15 protein-coding genes are annotated in these 21,204 nt (G+C 68.8%); 6 read left to right on the top strand and 9 right to left on the bottom strand.

Annotated elements, in window-relative coordinates; translation table 11 throughout:
- Positions 1–21: 21 nt before the first annotated feature.
- Positions 22–1,488, bottom strand: coding sequence for a DNA polymerase Y family protein (locus AncyloWKF20_RS17710; protein WP_279315286.1), 1,467 nt, complete (start codon positions 1,486–1,488; stop codon positions 22–24).
- Positions 1,460–2,314, bottom strand: a complete 855-nt coding sequence (locus tag AncyloWKF20_RS17705) for a hypothetical protein (protein ID WP_279315285.1) — start codon at positions 2,312–2,314, stop codon at positions 1,460–1,462. Before AncyloWKF20_RS17705 ends, AncyloWKF20_RS17710 begins: the two co-directional genes overlap by 29 nt.
- Before the next feature lie 233 nt (positions 2,315–2,547).
- Between AncyloWKF20_RS17705 and AncyloWKF20_RS17700 the strand changes: the two genes are divergently transcribed.
- From AncyloWKF20_RS17700 to AncyloWKF20_RS17690, 3 genes are all read left to right on the top strand, one after another.
- Positions 2,548–4,647 (top strand): DEAD/DEAH box helicase, encoded by a 2,100-nt coding sequence (locus tag AncyloWKF20_RS17700; RefSeq protein ID WP_279315284.1) that lies wholly within the window; start codon positions 2,548–2,550, stop codon positions 4,645–4,647.
- Between the two features lie 197 nt (positions 4,648–4,844).
- Positions 4,845–5,897, top strand: coding sequence for a histidine kinase dimerization/phosphoacceptor domain -containing protein (locus AncyloWKF20_RS17695; protein ID WP_279315283.1), 1,053 nt, complete (start codon positions 4,845–4,847; stop codon positions 5,895–5,897).
- A 71-nt stretch (positions 5,898–5,968) separates the two neighbouring features.
- Positions 5,969–6,346, top strand: a complete 378-nt coding sequence (locus tag AncyloWKF20_RS17690; protein ID WP_279315282.1) for a response regulator — start codon at positions 5,969–5,971, stop codon at positions 6,344–6,346.
- A 67-nt stretch (positions 6,347–6,413) separates the two neighbouring features.
- Here AncyloWKF20_RS17690 and AncyloWKF20_RS17685 read toward each other — a convergent pair whose 3' ends face one another.
- Complete coding sequence (locus AncyloWKF20_RS17685; RefSeq protein ID WP_279315281.1) at positions 6,414–7,820, bottom strand: aminotransferase; 1,407 nt, start codon at positions 7,818–7,820, stop codon at positions 6,414–6,416.
- A 302-nt stretch (positions 7,821–8,122) separates the two neighbouring features.
- On the bottom strand, positions 8,123–8,821 hold the full coding sequence (locus AncyloWKF20_RS17680; protein WP_279315280.1) for a GntR family transcriptional regulator: 699 nt from the start codon (positions 8,819–8,821) through the stop codon (positions 8,123–8,125).
- A 227-nt stretch (positions 8,822–9,048) separates the two neighbouring features.
- On the opposite strand from AncyloWKF20_RS17680, the gene AncyloWKF20_RS17675 reads away from it, so the two are divergent.
- Positions 9,049–10,461 (top strand): FAD-binding oxidoreductase, encoded by a 1,413-nt coding sequence (locus AncyloWKF20_RS17675; RefSeq protein ID WP_279315279.1) that lies wholly within the window; start codon positions 9,049–9,051, stop codon positions 10,459–10,461.
- A gap of 25 nt (positions 10,462–10,486) precedes the next feature.
- Here AncyloWKF20_RS17675 and mqo read toward each other — a convergent pair whose 3' ends face one another.
- The 3 genes from mqo to fumC are packed head-to-tail and all read right to left on the bottom strand — an operon-like array spanning position 10,487 to position 13,887.
- The gene (gene mqo / locus AncyloWKF20_RS17670) at positions 10,487–11,998 is read right to left on the bottom strand and encodes a malate dehydrogenase (quinone) (protein ID WP_279315278.1); all 1,512 of its coding nucleotides are present in this window, start codon (positions 11,996–11,998) and stop codon (positions 10,487–10,489) included.
- A gap of 14 nt (positions 11,999–12,012) precedes the next feature.
- On the bottom strand, positions 12,013–12,390 hold the full coding sequence (locus AncyloWKF20_RS17665) for a hypothetical protein (protein ID WP_347710393.1): 378 nt from the start codon (positions 12,388–12,390) through the stop codon (positions 12,013–12,015).
- 36 nt (positions 12,391–12,426) lie between these two features.
- Entirely contained in the window at positions 12,427–13,887 is a 1,461-nt protein-coding gene (fumC, locus tag AncyloWKF20_RS17660; protein WP_279315276.1) for a class II fumarate hydratase, read from the bottom strand.
- Positions 13,888–14,366: 479 nt separating this feature from the next.
- On the opposite strand from fumC, the gene AncyloWKF20_RS17655 reads away from it, so the two are divergent.
- Positions 14,367–17,246, top strand: coding sequence for an autotransporter outer membrane beta-barrel domain-containing protein (locus tag AncyloWKF20_RS17655; RefSeq protein WP_279315275.1), 2,880 nt, complete (start codon positions 14,367–14,369; stop codon positions 17,244–17,246).
- 82 nt (positions 17,247–17,328) lie between these two features.
- Here AncyloWKF20_RS17655 and hydA read toward each other — a convergent pair whose 3' ends face one another.
- Together hydA and AncyloWKF20_RS17645 are read right to left on the bottom strand one after the other, a co-directional pair.
- Positions 17,329–18,798, bottom strand: coding sequence for a dihydropyrimidinase (hydA, locus tag AncyloWKF20_RS17650; protein ID WP_279315274.1), 1,470 nt, complete (start codon positions 18,796–18,798; stop codon positions 17,329–17,331).
- A gap of 27 nt (positions 18,799–18,825) precedes the next feature.
- Positions 18,826–20,073, bottom strand: coding sequence for a Zn-dependent hydrolase (locus tag AncyloWKF20_RS17645; protein WP_279318015.1), 1,248 nt, complete (start codon positions 20,071–20,073; stop codon positions 18,826–18,828).
- A 390-nt stretch (positions 20,074–20,463) separates the two neighbouring features.
- Here AncyloWKF20_RS17645 and AncyloWKF20_RS17640 point away from each other — a divergent pair, with 390 nt between their 5' ends.
- Positions 20,464–21,198: a FadR/GntR family transcriptional regulator gene (locus AncyloWKF20_RS17640; RefSeq protein ID WP_279315273.1), complete on the top strand. Its 735-nt coding sequence runs from the start codon at positions 20,464–20,466 to the stop codon at positions 21,196–21,198.
- The last annotated feature ends 6 nt before the right edge of the window (positions 21,199–21,204 follow it).

Raw genomic sequence — 21,204 nt, 5'->3', positions numbered from 1 at the left:
GCGACCCTCATGAACCCGTCCTCATGGGAAAAGCCCATGGACGAACCAGCGCGGGGCGCCCGGCTCGCGCTCATAAAGGCCGAGGCGGAACAGCCAGAACCGCCGGCCCTTCTCGTTCTCCACCCGGTAATAGTCCCGCGTCGGCGCGCCCCGCCGCCACCACTCGGCGGCGATGCGCTCCGGCCCCTCGGCATGAACCACCTCATGCAGCACGCGCCGCCAGCGGAAGCGCAGCGGCGGACCATCCGGCACTTCCGCCAGCGCCTCGATCGGCTGCGGCGGGTCGAACATCATCAGCGGGCGCGAAGGGAGTTCCTCCGGCATCGGAACGGCGGGCGGCGCCGGATCGGCCGCCGGCACGAGGCGGGCGGCACGGTCGGGATCATGGGTGTCGCGCATCATGAAGCGCAGCACCCGGTCCCGGCCGAGCCGCGCCGCCAGCCGGTCGACCAGCGCGCTCACCTCTTCCTCCTCGATGGCGCGCCCGTCGAGACTCACCTGCGCGGGCGCCAGGGTTTCGGCCCGCAGCACGGCGAGGCGGATCAGATCGAAACCGAAGCCGGGATCGAGAGGATCGGCCAGCGCGTCGAGCTTTTCATGGAAAAGCCGGCCAAGGGATGAGGGGTCGCGCGCGGGGCGCGCGGTCTCCACCGCGATGCGCCGCACCGCGCCATCCGCCCGGAAGAAGGAGGCCTCGAAGGCCCGCCCGCCTTCGCCGCGCGCCTCCAGCATCAGCGCGAGATCGTCGATCAGCAGGCCCAGCGCGCCCCCGACATCCTCGGCCCGGCCGATCGGTTCGGCAAAGCGCCGCTCGGCGATGCAGGCCGGCAGCGGGCGGCGCGGGGTGATGCGCACATCCTCATGGCCGAGCGTGCGCCGCAGGCGGGTCAGCAAGACCTCGCCGAAGCGCGCGGCAAGCGGCGTGCCCGGCCGCGCGGCGAGATCGCCGATGGTCCGCAGCCCCGCGCGCGCCAGCCCGGTCACGCTCTCCTCCGGCAGGTCCAGCGCGGCGATGGGGAGCGGGCCCACGCATTCCGCCTCGCGGCCGATGGGCACCACGCCGCCCTTGCCGCACCGCGCGAGGGCGCGTGCCGCCTCCGGTGTGCCGGCCACCACGGCGTGGAGCGTCAGCCCGTGACGCTGGAGATGCTCCATGACATGCCGGCGCATCCTTGCCTCGCCGCCGAACAGATGCGTGCAGCCGGTGATGTCGAGCACCAGCCCATCCACACCGTCCAGCGCCACCAGCGGCGTCCAGCGGTCGCAATCATCGGCGATCCGTTCGAGAAAGCCGGCATCGGCGCGTGGGTCATGGTCGGCGACCGCGAGGACGGGAATCCGCGCGCGGGCATCCGCCAGCGTCAGGCCGGGCGCCAGGCCCACGGCCCGCGCCTGCGCGGAGATGGCGGAGAGGCGCAGCGCGCCTTTCACCCGCTCGACGAAGACCAGCGGCAGCGCCTCATCCGGCGCGCTGGAAGGGCCGGACATCCCCGGTCCCCTCGCCCGGTGCCACCGTGCCCTGTCGAGCCGGTTTGCCGGCAGGAACGGGAACCACAGCGCGAGATAGCGGGGCGATGTCGCGGAAGGAACAGCTCTCATGGTCCCACTCCAGATTCCAGGCATGGCCGTTGAGGCCGCCGCGATGGCGCAGCAGCGTGACGGCGAAGGCGGGGGCGCCCGGTGCGTCCGCCGCCAGCGGGGTGGAGAGGATCGGGCGCACCAGCCAGCGGGTGACGGCAACACTGGCCGAGGGCTTCTCGGCCATGCGCAGCAGGAAAAAGGTGACGCCGGAAACACCCGCCCGAAGCGCCAGCCGCCGCGTGGCGGTGAGGTCCAGCGCCTTCGGCTCGCCCCATGGCTCCAGCAGCACCGCCCCGAGCGCGGCGCAGCGCACCGCGTCGCCGGCCGCCCGCAGCGCCTGTTCCGGGTCACGCGCCCGCACCAGGATGAGCCGCGCCGGGTCAAGCCCCAGGCCTCTCAGCCCGTGCGCGTCGAGGCGGCCCGCCTCTGAATCGATAAAATCCTGCCGCACCCAGACGATGGGGCGCATCGGGGGTTTCCTCTGAGCCGGCTCCTCGCCCGGCTTCTGCGCCGCCCGCAGCGCCAGCGCCAGGGAGAAGCCGGAGGCGGCTGGCATGTCGGCGCCCTCCGCCGCATAGATCTCATGCAGCGCCCCGCGTGCGAGCGTCTCGGCCAGCACGCCGTCAGGCCCCGCAGCGCCCAGGCTGAAGGCTGATGAAGCGCCGGGCAGACGCTCCGCCTCCAGCCCGGCGAGCATCTGCCTCAGCGCGGAAACGTCGTGTGACCCGCGCATATATGTTCCTCTTTTGTTCTTTTAAGACGACTCAAACCGGACCGAGAGTCAAGCGCACGATCCGGGGGAGAGCCCGAGGCGTCAGGCGAACAAGGCCTACCGCCGTGTGGCCGCCAGCATGGCTGTGGCATCTGGGCGCCCGGCCTATTAAGAAGGGCGTTCCACATACTTTCCGACGGCTCCCTTCGACGCCTGACGAGACTGCGAGATAGGCGGAACCAGCCGTGCCCTTCATGACGACGAATCCGGCGCTTGCGCGCGCTTTGGCCGAACGCGATTACGACAAGCCGACGCCGGTGCAGCTGGCCGTGCTGGCGCCCGAGGCGGCCGGCCGCGACCTTCTGGTGTCGGCCCAGACCGGGTCCGGCAAGACGGTGGCCTATGGCCTCGCCATGGCCGGAACGTTGCTGGGCGAGATCGAGCTTTTCGAGCCCGCGAGCGTGCCGCAGGCGCTGGTGGTGGCGCCGACGCGCGAGCTCGCCTTGCAGGTGCAGCGCGAATTCGCCTGGCTCTACGCCGCGACCGGGGCGCGCATCGTCTCCTGCGTCGGCGGCATGGATCCGCGCCAGGAGCAGCGCCTGCTCAACCAGGGCGCCCATATCGTCGTCGGCACGCCCGGCCGGCTGCGCGATCATCTCGAGCGCGGGCGGCTCGACATCTCCGCGCTGCGCGTCGCCGTGCTCGATGAGGCCGACGAGATGCTCGATCTCGGCTTCCGCGAGGATCTCGAATTCATCCTCGACGCCACCCCGCCGGAACGGCGCAGCCTGCTGTTCTCGGCCACCATGCCGCGCGGCATTACCGCGCTCGCCAAGCGCTACCAGCACGACGCGCTGCGCATCGAGGTGGCGAGCGCCGAGGGCGGCCATGCCGATATCGAATACCGCACCATGCGGGTCGCGCCGACCGAGATCGAGCACGCCGTCGTCAATGTGCTGCGCTTCTACGACACGCCGAGCGCCATCGTGTTCTGCAACACGCGCGAGGCGGTGCGGCGCATCCACGCCATGCTTCAGGAGCGGCAGTTCTCGGCGGTGGCGCTGTCGGGCGAGCTGAGCCAGAACGAGCGCAACCATGCGCTTCAGGCGCTGCGCGACGGCCGCGCGCGGGTGTGCGTCGCCACCGATGTCGCCGCACGCGGCATCGACCTGCCCAATCTCGGCCTCGTCATCCATGCCGACCTGCCGAACGACGCGGAGAGCCTGCAGCACCGCAGCGGCCGCACCGGCCGCGCCGGGCGCAAGGGCGTGAGCGTGCTGCTGGTGCCGCCCTTCCGCCGCCGCCGCACGGAAGAGCTGATGCGCGGCATTGGCGTCGCCCCCGCCTGGTCGGGCGCCCCGACCTCCGAGGAAATCCGCAAGCTCGATCATGAGCGCATGCTGGGCGACGCGGTGATCACCGAGGCGCCGAATGAGGAGGATGCGGCCGCCGCCCAGACGCTGCTCGCCGCCCATTCGCCCGAGCATCTGGCCGCCGCGCTGGTGCGCCTCTACCGCGCCGGCCTGCCGGCACCGGAGGAAGTCGCCGATCCCGGCGAGCCGCGCGCCGGGCGCGAGCGCCAGGAGCGCAGCTCCGAGCGCGATTTCGGCCGCGGGTCCGAGCCCGGCGGCAGCGCCTGGTTCCGCCTCAATATCGGCCGCCGCAAGAATGCCGATCCGAAATGGCTGCTGCCGCTGATCTGCCGGCGCGGAAATGTGACGCGCAAGGATATCGGCGCCATCCGCATCTTCGACGAGGAGACCGCCTTCGAGGTCAACCTCGCCGCCGCCGACCGGTTCGGGAAGGTGGCCACCAAGGCGAATGGCGACGATGTCGTCATCGAGGCGCTGCCCGGCCAGCCGGAGGGCCGGCCGACGCGCGCCCCGCGCGGGAAGCCGATGCGTGACTTGCCGATGCGTGACTTGCCGACACGGGACATGCCAATGCGCGATTTGCCCCCGCGCGATCTGCCGCCCACGGAGGCCCCCCGAGGCAAGCCGTTCCGTCCGGCGCCGGATCGGTCGGCCGATAGCCGCGCCGAGCCCGGCAAGCCGGCGTTCGAGAAGCGGCGCGAGGCCCGGCCGGATGGAAAGCCGGCTTTCGAGAAGCCGCGCGAGCCCAAGCCCTATGGCAAGCCCGCCTTCGAGAAGCCGCGCGAGCCCAAGCCCTATGGCAAGCCCGCCTTCGAGAATCCGCGCGAGGCCAAACCGTATAAGGCCAAGCCGGCGGCGCATGGCAAAGGCGAGCGTCCCGCCAAGAGCGAGCGTCCGGCGAAGGGCTGGAACCCGCTGGAAGCCGCGCCCAAGGGAAAGCCCAAGGGAAAGCCCAACGGTAAGCCACCCCGCCGCCCCTGACGGCGCCTCGCCTCCGGGCCGGCCACCCCGGTCGGCCCTGTGGCAAGCGGACCCGCACCTGCGCGTTTAATTCCAGGGCAATGCGCAACCATCATGGTAGGGTGTGCCGGAGCGTCAGCCTGACAACCGGCATTTGACAGCGTTCCTGCCGAGTGATGGCTCGCTTCGCGAGTCTTCGGCCCATGAGGGCCATTGCCGTGACAACCGAACCGACGGGCGCCTTCGAGGCGGCGAGCACCATTGCCATCGTCGTCTCGTCACACGAGCCCCTGCTGTTCCTGACGGCGGATCAGACGATCATCGCGGCGAGCACCTCGTTCTGCCGGTCCTTCGCGATCGAGCCGGCAAACCTCGCCGGGAAAAGGCTGGGCGATCTCGGGCAGGGCGAATGGGCGCTGCCCAAACTCGCCTCCCTGCTGAAGGCCACGGCCTCAGGCAGCGCGCAGATCGACGCCTATGAGATCGACCTCAATCGGCCGGACCAGGAATCGCGCCGGCTCGTCGTCAATGCGCGCCGGCTTGAGGATGGCGACACGACGCGCACCCGCCTGCTGCTGGCGATCACCGATGTCACCGACATCCGCGCCGCCGCGCGGCTGAAGGATGATCTGGTCCGGGAAAAGGCCATCCTGATGCAGGAAATCCAGCACCGGGTAGCCAACAGCCTGCAGATCATCGCCAGCGTGCTCATGCAGAGCGCGCGCCGCGTCCAATCCGAGGAAGCGCGCGGCCACCTGCACAACGCCCACCACCGGGTCATGTCGATCGCCGCGGTGCAGAAGCAGCTTTCCACCTCGCAGGCGGGCAAGGTCGAGCTGCGCACCTATTTCACCCAGCTCTGCGAGAGCCTCGGCGCCTCGATGATCGCCGACCCGGACCGGCTCTCCCTGTCGGTGACCGTCGATGAGAGCGCCGTGGACGCGGATGTCTCGATCAGCCTGGGCCTCATCGTCACGGAGCTGGTCATCAATGCGCTCAAACATGCCTTCCCTGAGCAGTCGGCGGGCCAGATCGCCGTCGATTACCGCTCGGACGGCAAGGACTGGTCGCTCTCGGTTTCCGATAATGGCATCGGCCTGCCCACGGGCGCCGACGCGCCGAAAGCCGGGCTAGGCACCGGCATTGTCGAGGCGCTCGCCCGCAATCTCAAGGCCAGTCTCGCCGTGAGCGAGGGCAATCCCGGCACCGTCGTCACCGTCCGTCAGGATGGCGCCTCCCGGCGGCACAGGAGCGATCCCGCGCCCGCCTAGGAACCAATCGGGCAGGCAAACGCTATGTCTTCAGCCGAAGAGATTTCCGGCCCCCACGAATCGAGTATGTAATGTTCAAGGGCGAGGCCGTCGTCCTCATCGTCGAGGACAATACAATCATCCGCATGAGCGCCGTCGACCTCATTGAGGCGGCGGGCTATCTGGCACTGGAAGCCAGTTGCGCCGACGACGCCATTCAGATTCTGGAATCGCGCGACGACATCGACCTCGTTTTCACCGATGTGCAGATGCCGGGAACCATGGACGGTGTCAAACTGGGCCATTACATCCGCAACCGCTGGCCGCCGGTGAAGCTGATCGTGGCCTCCGGTGAGGCGGTCATTGACGAGAGCGCCCTGCCCGAGGGCAGCCGGTTCTTCTCCAAGCCCTATCACGACCACACCATCACCGACGCCATCGCCCGCCTGCTGGCGAACGAGGCGCCGTGACGGCGCGGGGGCGCCCCCACTGTCTCTCGGAACGTCATCGAGACCGGCAGGGGGCCGCCAAAAGCCCTCAGTGCGTCTTCGCCAGCGCGCCCTCACGCGCCAGCTCTTCCGCCACGGCGTCCACCGCCCTGCCAAGGCCGGTGACGAGTTCGTCGATATGGGCGCTGGAGAGGGTGAGCGGCGGCGACATGGCGATCATGTTGCCGAGCGGACGCACGATGACGCCCTGCTCATAGGCCTTGGCGACGATGCGCGCGCCAACCTTCAGCGACAGGTCGAAGGGCTGCTTCGTGGCGCGATCGGCCACCGTTTCCACCGCCAGCATCAGGCCGAGGCCGCGTATGTCGCCAACGATCGGGTTGTCGCCTATCCGGGCCTTGAGCGCGGCCAGAAGCTCGGTACCGGCGCTGGCGGCGTTGCCGACGAGGTTCTCGCGCTCGACGATGTCGAGATTGGCCAGCGCCGCCGCCGCCGCCACCGGATGGGCGGAATAGGTGAAGCCGTGCGCGAAGGAGGCCACCTCGCCCGACGTGTCCTTGAGCACGTCCCAGATGCGGGTGGAGATCACGCTGGCCGAGATCGGCTGGTAGCCGGAGGACAGGCCCTTGGCCATGGTCATGATGTCCGGCCGGATGCCGAAATGGGTGGTGCCGAAGGGCGCGCCGAGCCGGCCGAAGCCGCAGATCACCTCGTCGGCGATCATCAATATGTCGTAGCGGTCGAGCACCTCCTGCACCGCCTGGAAATAGCCGGCGGGCGGGATCAGCACGCCGCCCGTGCCCATCACCGGCTCGGCGATGAAGGCAGCGACGGTGTCCGGCCCTTCCTTCAGGATCAGCGCCTCGAGCTCATGGGCGAGATGGGCGGCGAAGGCCGCCTCGCTCATGCCCTCCGGCTTCTCCCGGTACTGGTCGACCGAATGGGTGCGCAGGATCTGCGGCAGCGGCAGGTCGAAGAACTGGTGGCAATTGGTCAGCCCGGTCAGGCTGCCGGCGCCGATGGTGACGCCGTGATAGGCGCGGTTGCGCGAGACGATCTTCTTCTTCGCGGGCTTGCCGCGCATGTTGTTGTAGTACCAGACCAGCTTGATGTTGGTGTCGTTGGCGTCCGAGCCGGAATTGCCGAAGAACACCTTGCTCATATTCTCCGGCGCCCAGCGCAGCACGCGGTCGGCGAGGCGGATCGAGGGCTCGTTGGCGATCGACGTGAAGGAATGGAAGAACGGCAGCGTCTGCGCCTGCCGGGTCATGGCGTCGACGATCTCCTGCCGGCCATAGCCGACATTCACGCACCACAGCCCCGCCGCGCCATCGAGATAGCGCCGGCCCTTGCTGTCGGTGACATGCACGCCGGCCGCCGAGGCCATGATGCGCGGGCCATTAGCGAGGTGGTCGCCAATGCTGGTGAAGGGGTGGAACAGGCTGCGCTGGTCCATCTCCTCAAGCGACATGTTGTGGTGCGGTTCGAGGCTCATGCGCAGGCTCTCCGGCGGGACGGCAGGGGGAAGCGGATGAGCGACCATAAAGTGTGATCACTGATCTCGCAATGACGGGAGAAACGTCCGGTGCAATTCGTCGACGGCGCGCCGAAGGCTCCGGCAACAGGCCGAACGGGAACCCGCCGGAGACTTGCGACGTGGCACACGACGACGCCCTCGCCACGCCGGCGCGGATAGCCGAGGCGATCACGGCCGCGCGGGCGGCGTTTTCGGTATGGGGAGCGATGAACGCGGAAGGCCGCGCGGCGCGGGCTAAGGCTCGGCGGAGGCGGGCCGGGTCAGGGGCCGGATGGCGGGGCGGGGGCGGCGTCGGCGAAGACCGCCGTCCGCTTGAGGAAGGCGGCGCCACCGGCGACATCGGCCTCCATCGCCGCACGGGCGGCACGCCCGTCGGCGCGGCGCAGCGCGGTGATCACCGCCTCATACTGGTCGGTGTCGCGCTGGCCACGAATATCGGCCGCGTAATGGCGCATGAAGGGGCCGATCTGCAGCCACAGCCGCTCGATCAGGTCTTCCAGCGCCGGGGCGCGCGCCGCCTGAAAGACGGTGAACTTGAACTGCTGGTTCAGCTGCAGATAGCCATCGGCATTGTTGGCCTGCGCCGCCTCGTTCAGCCCGCTGGCGATCCGCGTGAGCGCCTCGATTGCCTCGGGCGTGATCAGCCGCGCCGCCTTCTCGGTGGCCACGCCTTCCAGCAGAATGCGCAGCTCGATCAGCTCGTCGAACTGCGCGCGCGTCAGCAGCGGAATGGAGATGGTGCCATTGGCGAGCGCCGTCACCGCCTTCTCCGCCGCGAGGCGGGCGAAGGCGGCGCGCACCGGCATGGTGCTGACGCCAAAAGCGGCGGAGATGGCGCGCACGGTCAGCTTCTGCCCCGGCGCGAAGCGTGCCGCGATGATGGCGGAGCGCAATTCGCGATGGACCCGCTCATGCAGCGGATCTCTCTCCAGCTTCTCGAAAACGACCTGTTCCGTCATGCGATTGGAGCGGCGCGCGGCGCCTGTTTTCCTGGGTCGTGAAAAGGAGGAAGCGAAGGTGTGATCACTAATCTAGTCACTTTCACCGGCCGGCGCCACGTCGGCGCCGGGGGACGGTGTCGCGCGACCCGGCCGCCCTGCAAATCCATGGATGCCGGGCGCGGCGGCGGGTATAGAGCGCCGGCATGGTCGGGCGCGGGTGGTGCGCCGCAGGGAGCGAGACGGGGATGGATCGGATCGACGGCGTTCTCGGCAGTCTGCCGGGCGAGCTCTACACCAGCGACCCGGATGTGACGGCGCGCTACCTCACCGATTTCCGCCGCTTCCGCACCGGCGCGACGCGCGCCGTGCTGCGGCCGCGCACGAGCGCCGAGGTGCAGCGCATCGTTACGCTGTGCGCCGCCCATGGCGTGCCGCTGGTCCCGCAGGGCGGCAACACCTCTTATTGCGCCGCCGCCACCCCCTCGGCCAGTGGCGAGGAACTGGTGCTGAGCCTTGAGCGGCTGAACGCCATCCGCGCCATCGACCCGGGCAATCTCTCGCTGACCGCCGAGGCCGGCTGCGTGCTGAGCGTGCTTCAGGAGGCGGCGGACGGCGCCGGGCTGATGCTACCGCTCGATCTCGGCGCGCGCCAGTCCTGCCAGATCGGCGGCAATCTCTCGACCAATGCCGGCGGCATCTCCGTGCTGAAATACGGCATGGCGCGCGATCTCGTGCTGGGCCTTGAGGCGGTGCTGCCGGACGGGCAGCTGCTCGACGTGCTCCAGCCGCTGCGCAAGAACAACACCGGCTATGATGTGAAGCAGGTGCTACTTGGCGCCGAGGGCACGCTCGGCGTCATCACCGCCGTCTCGCTCAAGCTGGCGCGGAAGCCCGCGCAGACCGTCACCGCCTTCCTCGCCATTGAGAACATCGACGCGCTGACGGACATCCTCGCGCGGGCGCAGATCCTCACCGGCGAGAACATCACCTCTTTCGAGTACATCTCGCACCACTCGCTCGCTTTGCTGCTCGCCGCGCAACCGGGCCTGCGCCACCCGCTGGAGACGCCCAGCGCCCATTACGTGCTGATGGAGGCGCAGAGCTGCTCGCCCGTGCTCGCCCTGGAAGGGGCGGTCGGCCAGTTGCTGGAGGAACTGATGGGCGAGGGCGTCGTCACCGACGGCACGCTCGCCGCCAGCGCGCAGCAGCGCGACGCGCTCTGGTATCTGCGCGAGCATATTCCGGAGGCCGAGGTCGCCAATGGTGGCTCGGTCAAGCACGACGTCTCCGTGCCGACCTCGGCGCTCCCCGCCTTCATCACCCGCGCCTCCGTGCTGGTGGAGACGCAGAGCGATGGCGGGCGGCTGTCGATCTACGGCCATGTCGGCGACGGCAATGTGCATTTCAACGCGGTCGCGCCGACAGGCACCGCGCCGGCCACCTACAAGCCCTGGTTCGAGCGCGAGGTCTCCCCGCGCATCTACGATCTCGCGGTCGACATGGGCGGCTCCTTCGGCGCCGAGTATGGCATCGGAATCATCAAGCTCGACCTGCTGGACCGCTATGGCGACCCGGCCAAGCGGCACATGATGCGCGCCATCAAGGCCGCGCTCGATCCGGCCAATCTGATGAACCCCGGCAAGGTGGTGCGGGCCTGAGCCACCGGGGCGGCCCGCACCGCCGTCAGATGTTCTCGATCTTCAGCACCGGCGCGGTGTCCGCGCGGGCACGCCGGCAGGCGTCGGCGTCCACCTTCAGGTCGATGCCATAGGTCGGGATCATCGCCTTCAGCGCCGGCAGCCAGCCATCGGCCGTCAGTTTGTCGGCAAAGCAGCTCTGCAGCACCTCCATGGCGATGAAGGCGGCGGTGGAGGCGCCCGGCGAGGCACCGAGCAGCGCCACCAGCGACTTGTCCGCCGCCGGAATAAGCTCCGTGCCGAATTCCAGCGCGCCGCCCAGCCCTTCCAGCCCCGGCCCGCGATTGGGCTTGATGACCTGCACGCGCTGGCCGGCGACCGCCTCCACCCAGTCGGCGCGGGCGGCCTGCGGGTAGAACTGGCGCAGCGTGCCGAACTGGTGCGCCGAGCTCTGCAGCACCTGGCTGATGAGATATTCGGTCAGCGCCATGTTGTTCTTGGCGACATCGAGAATGGGCAGCAGGTTGGACGGCGTGATCGACTCGACGAGGTCGGTCAGGTGGCCGTGCTTGAGGAATTTCGGCGAGAAGCCGGCATAGGGCCCGAACAGCAGCGACCTTTTCCCGCCGATGATGCGGGTGTCGAGATGCGGCACCGACATGGGCGGCGAGCCGCTCGCCGCCTTGCCATAGACCTTGGCCTCATGCCGCGCGCTCACCGCCTCGACATCGCAGCGCAGCCAGATGCCGCTGACCGGGAAGCCGCCATAGCCCTTGCCCTCGGGAATGCCGGACATCTGCAACAGGTCGATGGAGGCGCCGCCCGCGCCGATGAAGACGAACTTGGCCGAGACGCTGGTGCGCGTGCCATCATAGGTGTCGGCGACGGTGACGCGCCAGCGCCCGTCCGCCTCGCGCTCCAGCCCGACGACCTGCCGGTTGTAATGCACCTCGAAGCCGCTCTGCGCGGTGAGCTGGGCGACCAGAAGATGGGTCAGCGAGCCGTAATCGACATCTGTGCCGGTGATGATGCGGGTCGCCGCGATCGGCTCGCCCGGCGCGCGGCCCTCGATGATGAGCGGCGCCCATTGCGCGATCTGCGCGGGATCCTCGCTGTACTCCATGCCGTGATAGCAGTGATGCGCCGACATCTCGTGGAAGCGCGCCTTCAGGAAGGCGACATTCTCCGCGCCCCAGACGAAGCTCATATGCGGGCAGGGATGAATGAAGGCGCGCGGGTCGGGAATGGCGCCCTTGCGCACCAGATGCGCCCAGAGCTGGCGGGAGATGTCGAACTCGGTGTTGACCTCCAGCGCCTTGGAAATGTCGACGCTGCCATCGGCGCGCTGCGGCGTGTAGTTCAGCTCGCAATTGGCGGCATGGCCGGTGCCGGCATTGTTCCAGGCCTTGGAGCTTTCCTGGCCGCAATCATCCAGCGTCTCGAACATGACGACGCTGAGCGCGGGGTCCAGCTCCTTCAGCACGGTGCCGAGGGTGGCGCTCATGATGCCCGCGCCGATGAGCACGATGTCCGGCGTGTCGGTGGTGTGGATCGGCATGATGGCGGCTCCTCTCAGGGCGCGGGCGTGGCGGGAACGAAGCCGAGATCGGTGCCGTCCTCATAGACGACATAGGCGCGGCGCCACGGATCGGTGCCGATCAGCCGCCATTTGTGGCCGGAGCCGGTGTTGTCCTGCGCCAGCAGCACATCGCCCGGCCGGATGGTGAAGGTGGCGCCGGACTTGGTCTCGAACTCCAGCGTGCCGGACAGGGTGAGCACGTAGCGCGGCACCGGATCCTGATGCCACTCGAAGGAGCCGCCCGAGGCGGTCTCGCGGAACGAGATGTTCCGGGCGGCAGAGGCCTTGCCGATGAAGTCGCCGCGCTCGCCCTCGGCCATCGCGATGCTGCCTTCCTCGAACAGCGAATTGCCATCCGGCCCGGTCCACATCCTCACGCATCGGATCATCGTCACTCTCCCGCTGTCTTACGCGCCCGCAAGGCCATGGCCGACCATGCCGAGGGGCTTGATGGTCTCGTCGAAAAGCGCGGCATCCACCTTGCCGGAGGCGAGCGCCGCCTCGCGTAACGTGGTGCCGTCGGCGATCGCCTTCTCGGCGATATGGGCGGCGTTCTGGTAGCCGATGACGGGCGACAGCGCGGTCACCAGCATGACGCTGCCGGCGACATAGTCGGCGATGCGCGCGCGGTTCAGCTCCGTGCCCTCGACCGAGAATTCGCGGAACTTGCCGCAGCCATCGGCGAGGATGCGCGCCGAGTGCAGGAAATTGTTGATGATGACCGGGCGCATCGCGTTCAGCTCGAAATTGCCCTGGCTGCCGGCGATGGCGACCGCGCTGTCATTGCCCATCACCTGGATGGCGATCATCACCATCGCCTCGCACTGGGTCGGGTTGACCTTGCCCGGCATGATCGAGGAGCCCGGCTCGTTCGACGGCAGGATGAGTTCGCCCAGCCCGCAGCGCGGACCGGAGGCGAGCCAGCGCATGTCGTTGGCGATCTTCATCAGTGCCACGGCGAGGCCTCGCAGCGCCGCATGGGCGCGCACCATGGCGTCGAGCGAGCCCTGCGCGGCGAATTTGTTCGGCGCGGTGACGAAGGGCTTGCCGGTGAGGCTGGCGATGGCGGCGGCGACCTCGGCGGAGAAGCCCGCGGGTGCGTTCAGCCCGGTGCCGACCGCCGTGCCGCCCACCGCCAGTTCGTAGAGCCCCGCCCGGCTCGCGGCGATGTCGGCCATGGCGGCGCGGATCTGCCCGGCCCAGCCATGCCATTCCTGCCCGACAGTGAGCGGCACCGCGTCTTCCAGATGCGTGCGGCCGATCTTCACCACGTCCATCCAGCCTTCGGCCTTGCGCTCGATGGTGGTGGCGAGGGCATCGACCGCCGGCAGCAGCACCGCGTCGATGGCCTCGACGGCGGCGATGTGCATGGCGGTCGGAAAGGTGTCGTTGGACGACTGGCCCATATTCACGTCGTCATTCGGGCCGATGGGCTTTTGCGAGCCGAGCGTGCCGCCGAGCAGCTGGATCGCCCGGTTCGAGATCACCTCATTGACGTTCATGTTCGACTGGGTGCCCGAGCCGGTCTGCCAGACATAGAGCGGGTAATGATCGTCCAGCGCCCCGGCGATGGTCTCATCGGCGGCGCGGATGATGGCGTCGCGCTTCCAGCCGGGCAGGCGGCCGGCGCGCGCATTCACCAGCGCGCAGGCTTTCTTCACCGTGCCATAGGCGTGGTAGACGGCCTTCGGCATCCGGTCGTCGCCAATGTTGAAATGGTGCAGCGAGCGCTCGGTCTGCGCCCCCCAATAGCGGTCGGCCGGCACCATCACCTCGCCCATGCTGTCGAATTCGCGCCGCTGGCCGCTCGCGGTGATGCCAACCGGCAGGTCCAGAAGCGTGGGGGGCTGCTGAGCGTTCTCGGCCATCGGGCGGATCCTCGGGGGTGGAGATGTCGCGGCGGGTGGGTATGGGGGCATCCGGTCGGGCGGGACCACGGACGATAGCGGGGCCCGCTACCGTGAAGTGGGAAGCTTTACCCAGGCTGGATACAATAAGCAGTGCTGACCTGAATGCGCATTTCCTTTAGGTCAGGTGCAGAAAGAGTGGTTTAGGGGTGGCCATCCCGGCCTCGCGCGCTGCGTCGACGACACGATGGCCTGCCTGGGGCGCTACGGTCTTTCGCCATCGCACGCGACGCGGCCGGTCAGAAAACGAGCCGGCTTCGCAGTGCGAAACGGCCTGCCGCGATGCAACCTAAAAAAGCCATCGCTGATTGTCCCAACGACAGATAGTGTTGCCGAACCCGAATTGGGGTGGCAGGGCGGACATGATGAAAATTAGGTCGACAGGACGTGGCGCAGCGTCAACACGGCGCGGCGCGGCGCGGGTGCGTGTTCAAACTCTCATGGCCGCCGGCCTCGGCATCGGGGCCTTCGCACCGGGCGCGCAGGCCGCGCCACTGCCCACCATCTACCAGACACTGGATTTCGGCAGTAACGGCACGTTTCTCACCGGTATTCGCGGCGACAATATCGTCGGCAACTACACTATCCCCGGTTCGACAGAGACGGGCGGCCTCTATTACAACATGACGACGCAGACCTGGTCGGCCATGCCGGAAGCGACCAGCAACGGCGCCAACTTCCCCGGCGCCATCGGCTCCTCGCCCTATGGGCCGAGCTTCGGCAATCCCGGCGGTGTGCTGCGCGTGGTCGGCAGCTACCAGACTTCGGCCTCCGCGCCCTATGACCTCAGCTATCTCTATGACGGCGCCAACGCGCCCGGCCAGCAGATCACCACGCTGGTCTATCCGGGTTCCGACACGCTGTTCACCATCGCCCACAGCACCTTCGGCAATCTTGTGGTCGGCAATTACGACACGCGGCTCGCGACCGGCAAAGCCTTCATCTACGAGATCGACACCGGCACCTACACCACCCACACCATCCCCGGCGCGGTGAGCACCACCGCCTATGGCGTCTATGGCGACAAGGTTGCCGGCGGCTATGGCGAGGTGCTGGTGGATGGCGTGCTCCACGCCGAGCACGGCTATATCTACGACCTGACCACCGACACCTATGTCACCTATGACCACCCCGGCGCGGTGGCTACCCATTTCGAGGGCATCACCGGCGCGGGGCGCTCGGGCGAGTACAATCTCGTGGTGAACTGGGTCACCGCCGACGGCGTGGTGCATCCGGCGGTTCTGCATGTCGACGCGCTCGGCAACGAGACCTGGTACGAGATCGACATTCCCGGCAATGTCGTCTCGTCAAACTCGGCCTATGGCGACAATGTCGTCGGCATCTATGTCGATTCCACCGGCATTCACGGCTATCTCGCCACCATTCCCGGCATGTACAACCCGATCCGCAACACCGGCGCGGTGTCCTCGAGCACCGACAATGACACGGTGCTCTCCGGCATCATCGGTGACGACATCGTCAACAGCGGCACCATCTCGGTGAGCGGCAATGGCGGCGTCGCCATTCGCGGCGACACCTATGGCGTGCTCACCAATACCGGCACCGTAACCGCCAGCGGCGTTGCTGGCGCGGCGGTGGAGATGCACGGGGCCTATGGCACGCTGCTCAATTACGGCACGCTGCAGACCACCGCCGCCGCCGACGCGCTGCGCACCGGCGTGGACGCCTATGGCAGCGTGATCGTCAACACCGGCATCATTGACGGGCGCCTCGCCGCCACGGCGGGCGATGCCAAGCGCTTCGAGAATAGCGGCTGGTTCGGCGTCAGCGGCGATGGCGTGGCCATTACCCATCTGTTCCGCGGCACCTTCGTGCAGACCTCCGTGGGCACCTACGCGATGCGGGTGACGGATTCGCGCACCGACGCCTTCGAGATCACCGGCACGGCGCGCCTCGCCGGCACGCTCTCCGCCACCTTCCAGACCGACCAGATCGCCCCGAGCTACACCGTGCTGACGGCGACGCAGGAGATCACCGGCGGCTTCGAGACGCTGACCACGCAGGGCCTGCCCGCCCTTTACGCCGCGAGCCTCGCCACGACGACCAACCTCGTCACGCTGAATGTCGCCGCCGACCTCAAAGGCCTCGGCACCACGGCGAACCAGCGGGCGGTCGGCACCGCGCTGGACGGGATCATCAACACAACGACCGGCGGGCTGCTCACCACCCTGCCGGAAGCCTTCAGCCCGCTCTACGACCTCACCGCCGCCGAACTGCCCGGCGCGCTCGCCGCGCTGTCGGGCGAGGCCTATGCCAGCGAGCAGACCGTGCTGATCGGCGACAGCCTGTACAGCCGCAACGCCCTGCTCGGGCGCCTGCGCCAGGGCGCCTATGCCGGCACCAGCGGCCCGACCGCCGCGCTCGGCTTCGGCGGTCCGGCGCTGGCCTATGCCGCCCCCGCCACTGCCCCGCTCGCGACCAGCGCCGTGCCCTTCCCGGTAAAGGCGATCCCGGCTGCGGCCCCCAGCTACGACATGGCGCTGTGGGCGCAGGCCTTTGGCGGCTGGAGCGATTATGACGGCGGCAGCAGCAACGCCGATGTCGATGCCAGCCTCGGCGGCTTCATCACCGGCGCGGATGTGAAGGTGACCGACTGGATCCTCGGCGCGGCGGTCGGCTACAGCCAGTCCAGCGCCGATACCGACGCGCTGGCGAGCTCATCCGATGTCGACAGCGTGCTGGTGGCGCTCTATGCCGGCACCACCGCCGGGCCGTGGAAGCTGCGCCTCGGCGCCAGCTACGCCTTCAACCAGATCGACGCCTCGCGCACCATCGCCTATCCCGGCTATGCCGAGCAGGCGAACGCCGATTATGACGGCGGCACCGCGCAGGTGTTCGGCGAGGTCGGCTATGGGTTCGGCGTCGGCACGCTGGCGCTGGAGCCCTTTGCGGGCCTCGCCTATGTGCATCTGAGCACCGATGCCTTCACCGAAACCGGCGCCACGGCGGGCCTGTCCGCCGATTCCACCTCCACCGGCGTCGGCTATTCCACGCTCGGCATCAGGGTCGCGACGCGGCTGGAACTGGCGAACGGCATGGTGCTGGAGCCGCACGCCTCGCTCGCCTGGCAATATGCCTTTGGCGACATCACCCCGGAAGCGCAGATGACCTTCATCAGCGCCCCCGGCGCGAGCTTCACCGTGGCCGGCATCCCGCTGGCGGAAAACACGGCTCTGGTGGAAATCGGCGCGGATCTCAGGATCAGCGAGCAGTTCCATCTCGGCGCGTCCTATGTCGGCCAGTACGCCGACAGCGTGACCTTGAACGCCCTTCAGGCCAGCCTGACCTGGAAGTTCTGACCCGGAAGTTCTGATCCTGCAATTCCGAGGGGGGCGGGTGAGCGCCCGCCCCTTAGCCGGATAAGATTCACCCCTGTCCGGCTCACACCCCGATCGGCATGCGGGCGGGGTCGCGCGTCACGGCGCGCGGCGCCACCAGCGCCTTCCAGATGGAGAGCGCCTGGTTCACCGCCGGGAAGGCCGGGCGCGGGACGAAGCGGCCGCGACCGGGGCGCGGGGCCTCGTTGCGGCCATGCGCATGCACCACCTCGCCGCGCGACAGGGTGAAGCGCGGCAGGCCGCGCACCTCCACCCCCTCGAACACGTTGTAGTCGATGATCGAGGCCTGCGCGCTCGCGCGGATGGTCTTGCTGGCCCGGGGGTCGAGCACCACGAGGTCGGCATCGGCGCCGGGCACAATCGCGCCCTTCCTCGGATAGAGGTTGAGGATGCGGGCGATGTTGGTCGAGGTCACCGCGACGAACTCGTTGGGCGTGAGCCGCCCGGTCTCGACGCCACGGGTCCACAGCACCGGCATCCGGTCCTCCAGCCCGCCCGTGCCGTTGGGAATGCGGGTGAAATCATCCAGCCCCATGCGCTTCTGCGCCGTGGTGAAGGCGCAATGATCGGTCGCCACCACCTGCAGCGAGCCCGCCGAGAGCCCCGCCCACAGGCTGTCCTGATGCGCCTTGTCGCGGAAGGGCGGGGACATCACCCGCTGCGCCGCATAGTCCCAGTCGGGATTGGCATAGACGGCCTCATCGAGCGTCAGATGCTGGATCAGCGGCTCGCCATAGACCCGCATCCCCTTCTGCCGGGCCCGGCGGATCGCCTCATGCGCCTGCTCGCAGGAGACATGCACGACATAGAGCGGCACGCCGGCGGCATCGGCGATCATGATGGCGCGGTTGACCGCCTCGCCCTCCACCTCCGGCGGGCGGGAATAGGCATGCGCCTCCGGGCCGCGAATGCCCTCAGCGAGGTACTTCTGCTGAAGCGCCGCGACGATATCGCCATTCTCGGCATGGACCAGCGGCAGCGCACCGAGCGCGGCGCAGCGCTGGAAGGAGGCGAACATCTGGTCGTCATCGACCATCAGCGCGCCCTTATAGGCCATGAAGTGCTTGAAGCTGTTCACGCCGCGCGCGACCACCGCCTCCATCGCCTCGAAGATCGGCTGCGACCAGCCGGTGACGCACATATGGAAGGAGTAGTCGATCGCCGCCTGCCGGCTGGCGCGGCCCTCCCAGGCGTCGAGCGCGCCGATCAGGTTCTCCGAATCGGGAATGACGAAATCGACCACCAGCGTCGTGCCGCCGGTCGCCGCCGCGCGCGTGCCGCTCTCCCAGGTCTCCGCCGCCGTCGTGCCCATGAACGGCATTTCCAGATGCGTGTGCGGGTCGATGCCGCCGGGCATGACATAGGCGCCGGAGGCATCGAGCACCGTGTCGCCGGTGAGGTTCTCGCCGATGGCGGCGATCCGCTCGCCCTCGATCATGACGTCCGCCTCATAGGAGCGGTCGGCGGCCACCACGGTGCCGCCCTTGATGACGATGGATTGTCCGTTCGGCATGGCGCGTCCCTCCCTCAGACCACGTGCTCAGACCACTTCGGCGGTCGCGAGCGTCGCATGCAGCAGCACGTCGGCGCCGGCCTTGGCCCATTCCGGCGTGATGGTCTCGTCCTCATTGTGGCTGAGCCCGTCGACGCAGGGGCAGAAGATCATGGCGGAAGGGGCGACCTTGGCCATCCAGCAGGCATCGTGCCCGGCGCCGGAAACGATGTCGCGATGGCTGTAGCCGAGGCTTTCCGCCGCCGCCCGCACCCGCCCGACCAGCACCTCGTCGAACGGCACCGGGTCGAAGGAATTCACCACCGCGATGGAGATGCCGAGCCCCATATCGGCGGCGATCTGCTCCGCCCCCGCCCGGATCGCGTCCGCCATGGCGTCGAGCGCGGCGAGGTCCGGGTGCCGGATATCGACGGTGAACACCACCTTGCCGGCGATGATGTTGCGCGAGTTCGGGAAGTGGTTGAGCTGGCCCACCGCGCCGACGCCGAGTGGCGCGTGCGCCCAGGCCACCTTGTCGACGAGCTCGGTGATGCGCGCCGCCCCGAGCCCGGCATTGAGCCGGCGCGGCATCGGCGTCGAGCCGGTATGGGCGTCACGCCCGGTGAGGGTGATTTCCAGCCAGCGCGTGCCCTGGCCATGGGTGACGACGCCAATGTCGCGGCCTTCCGCCTCGAGGATCGGCCCCTGCTCGATATGCAGCTCGAAATAGGCGTGCGCCCGGCGCGTGCCGACCGGCTCGTCGCCCTTGAAGCCGATGCGCTCCAGCTCGGCGCCGAGCGTCAGCCCCGCCGCGTCCTCGGACGCATAGGCGTCCGCGAGCGTCATGACCCCGGCATGGACGGCGGAGGCGACCATGGCGGGGGCGAAGCGCGAGCCCTCCTCATTGGTCCAGTTCACCACCTCGATCGGGTGCTTGGTGCGGATGCCCATCTCGTTGAGCGTGCGCACCACCTCCAGCGCGCCGAGCACGCCGAGCACCCCGTCGAACTTGCCGCCGGTCGGCTGGGTGTCGAGATGCGAGCCGAGCATCACCGGCAGCGCCTGCGGGTCGGTGCCGTCGCGCCGGGCGAACATGGTGCCCATTTCGTCGATGCCGAGCGTCAGCCCCTCGGCCTCGCACCAGCGCTGGAACAGGAGCCGCCCCTCGCGGTCGGCATCGGTCAGGGTCTGGCGGTTATTGCCGCCGCGCAGGCCGGGACCGATCTCAGCCATCGCCATCAGGCTGTCCCACAGGCGGGCGCCATCGGTGCGCCAGTTGCTGCTTGAGGCGGTCATCCGGGCGGTCATCATCGTCTCCTGCTCATCACGCGGGCACTGCGCCGGTCACCCCGATCCTACACGCAAGGCGCTGGCACGGGTGGGGCCGGAAGGGGCGGCGCGGACAGGCAGCTTTCATACCAGCCGGCCCGCGACATTCCGCTTTAGAAAAGTCAAACAGTATGACTATTCAGCCGGGAAGGGCTGTGGCATAGATTCGCCGCCGGCAACCGCCCATCAGAGGCAGGACGGCCAGTCGCAGGAGAGAAACGCCAGTCGGGCCCTCGGCCCCCGCCATCCCCCTATTACCGCGCCGCCGCCGGGGCGCCGCCCCCACGCGGTGTACCCTTCCCTGAATTCGCCCCAAGCGAACCCGCCCCAAGCGAAACGCCCGATGCGAGCCTGCTCATGAACGCGCCGAACGCCTCGCAGATCATCGTCATTCCGGCCCGTCGCGCCCATTCCAACCATGCGGAAGTGGCGCGCACGATCGGCATCGACATCATCGCCGGGCGGTATGGCGAAGGCGCGAAGCTGCCGGGCGATGCGGAGCTCACTCTGCTGTTCGGCGTCTCCCGCCCGGTGCTGCGCGAAAGCGTGAAGACGCTGGTGGCCAAGGGGCTGCTCTCCACCAAGGCGCGGGTCGGCACGGTGGTGCGCGGCCGCGCCGAATGGAACATGTTCGACCCGGACGTGCTCGCCTGGCATCTCGACGCCGGCATCGACAAGCGCTTCCTGCGCGATCTCTCGGAAATCCGGCTGGCCGTGGAACCCCGCGCGGCGGCGCTGGCCGCCGAACGCCGCACCGAGGAAGAACTCGACGTGCTGCGCCAGGCGGTCTCGCGCATGAAGACCGAGCCCGGCGCCTCGGACGGCTTCGCCGAGGCCGATCTGACCCTGCATGTCGGCGTCGCCACCGCCTCCGGCAACCCGTTCATGCGCTCCATCGGCGCGGTGATCGAGGCGGCGCTGCGCGCCTCCTTCGTGCTCTCCGCTCCCGGCAGCGCCCGCGAGCACGACATCGCGGTCGCCGCCCATGAGCGCATCGTCGAGGCCATCGCCGATCAGGACAGCGAGGCGGCCGCCGCCGCGATGATGAATGTGATTTTCAACGGCCTGCGCCGCCACGGCGCGGCGGGCTGAGGGACG

This window comes from Ancylobacter sp. WKF20, assembly GCF_029760895.1.
GTDB lineage: Bacteria > Pseudomonadota > Alphaproteobacteria > Rhizobiales > Xanthobacteraceae > Ancylobacter.
The sequence above is the reverse complement of the archived record's forward strand: the minus strand, read 5'-3'. Positions and strand labels throughout refer to the sequence as shown.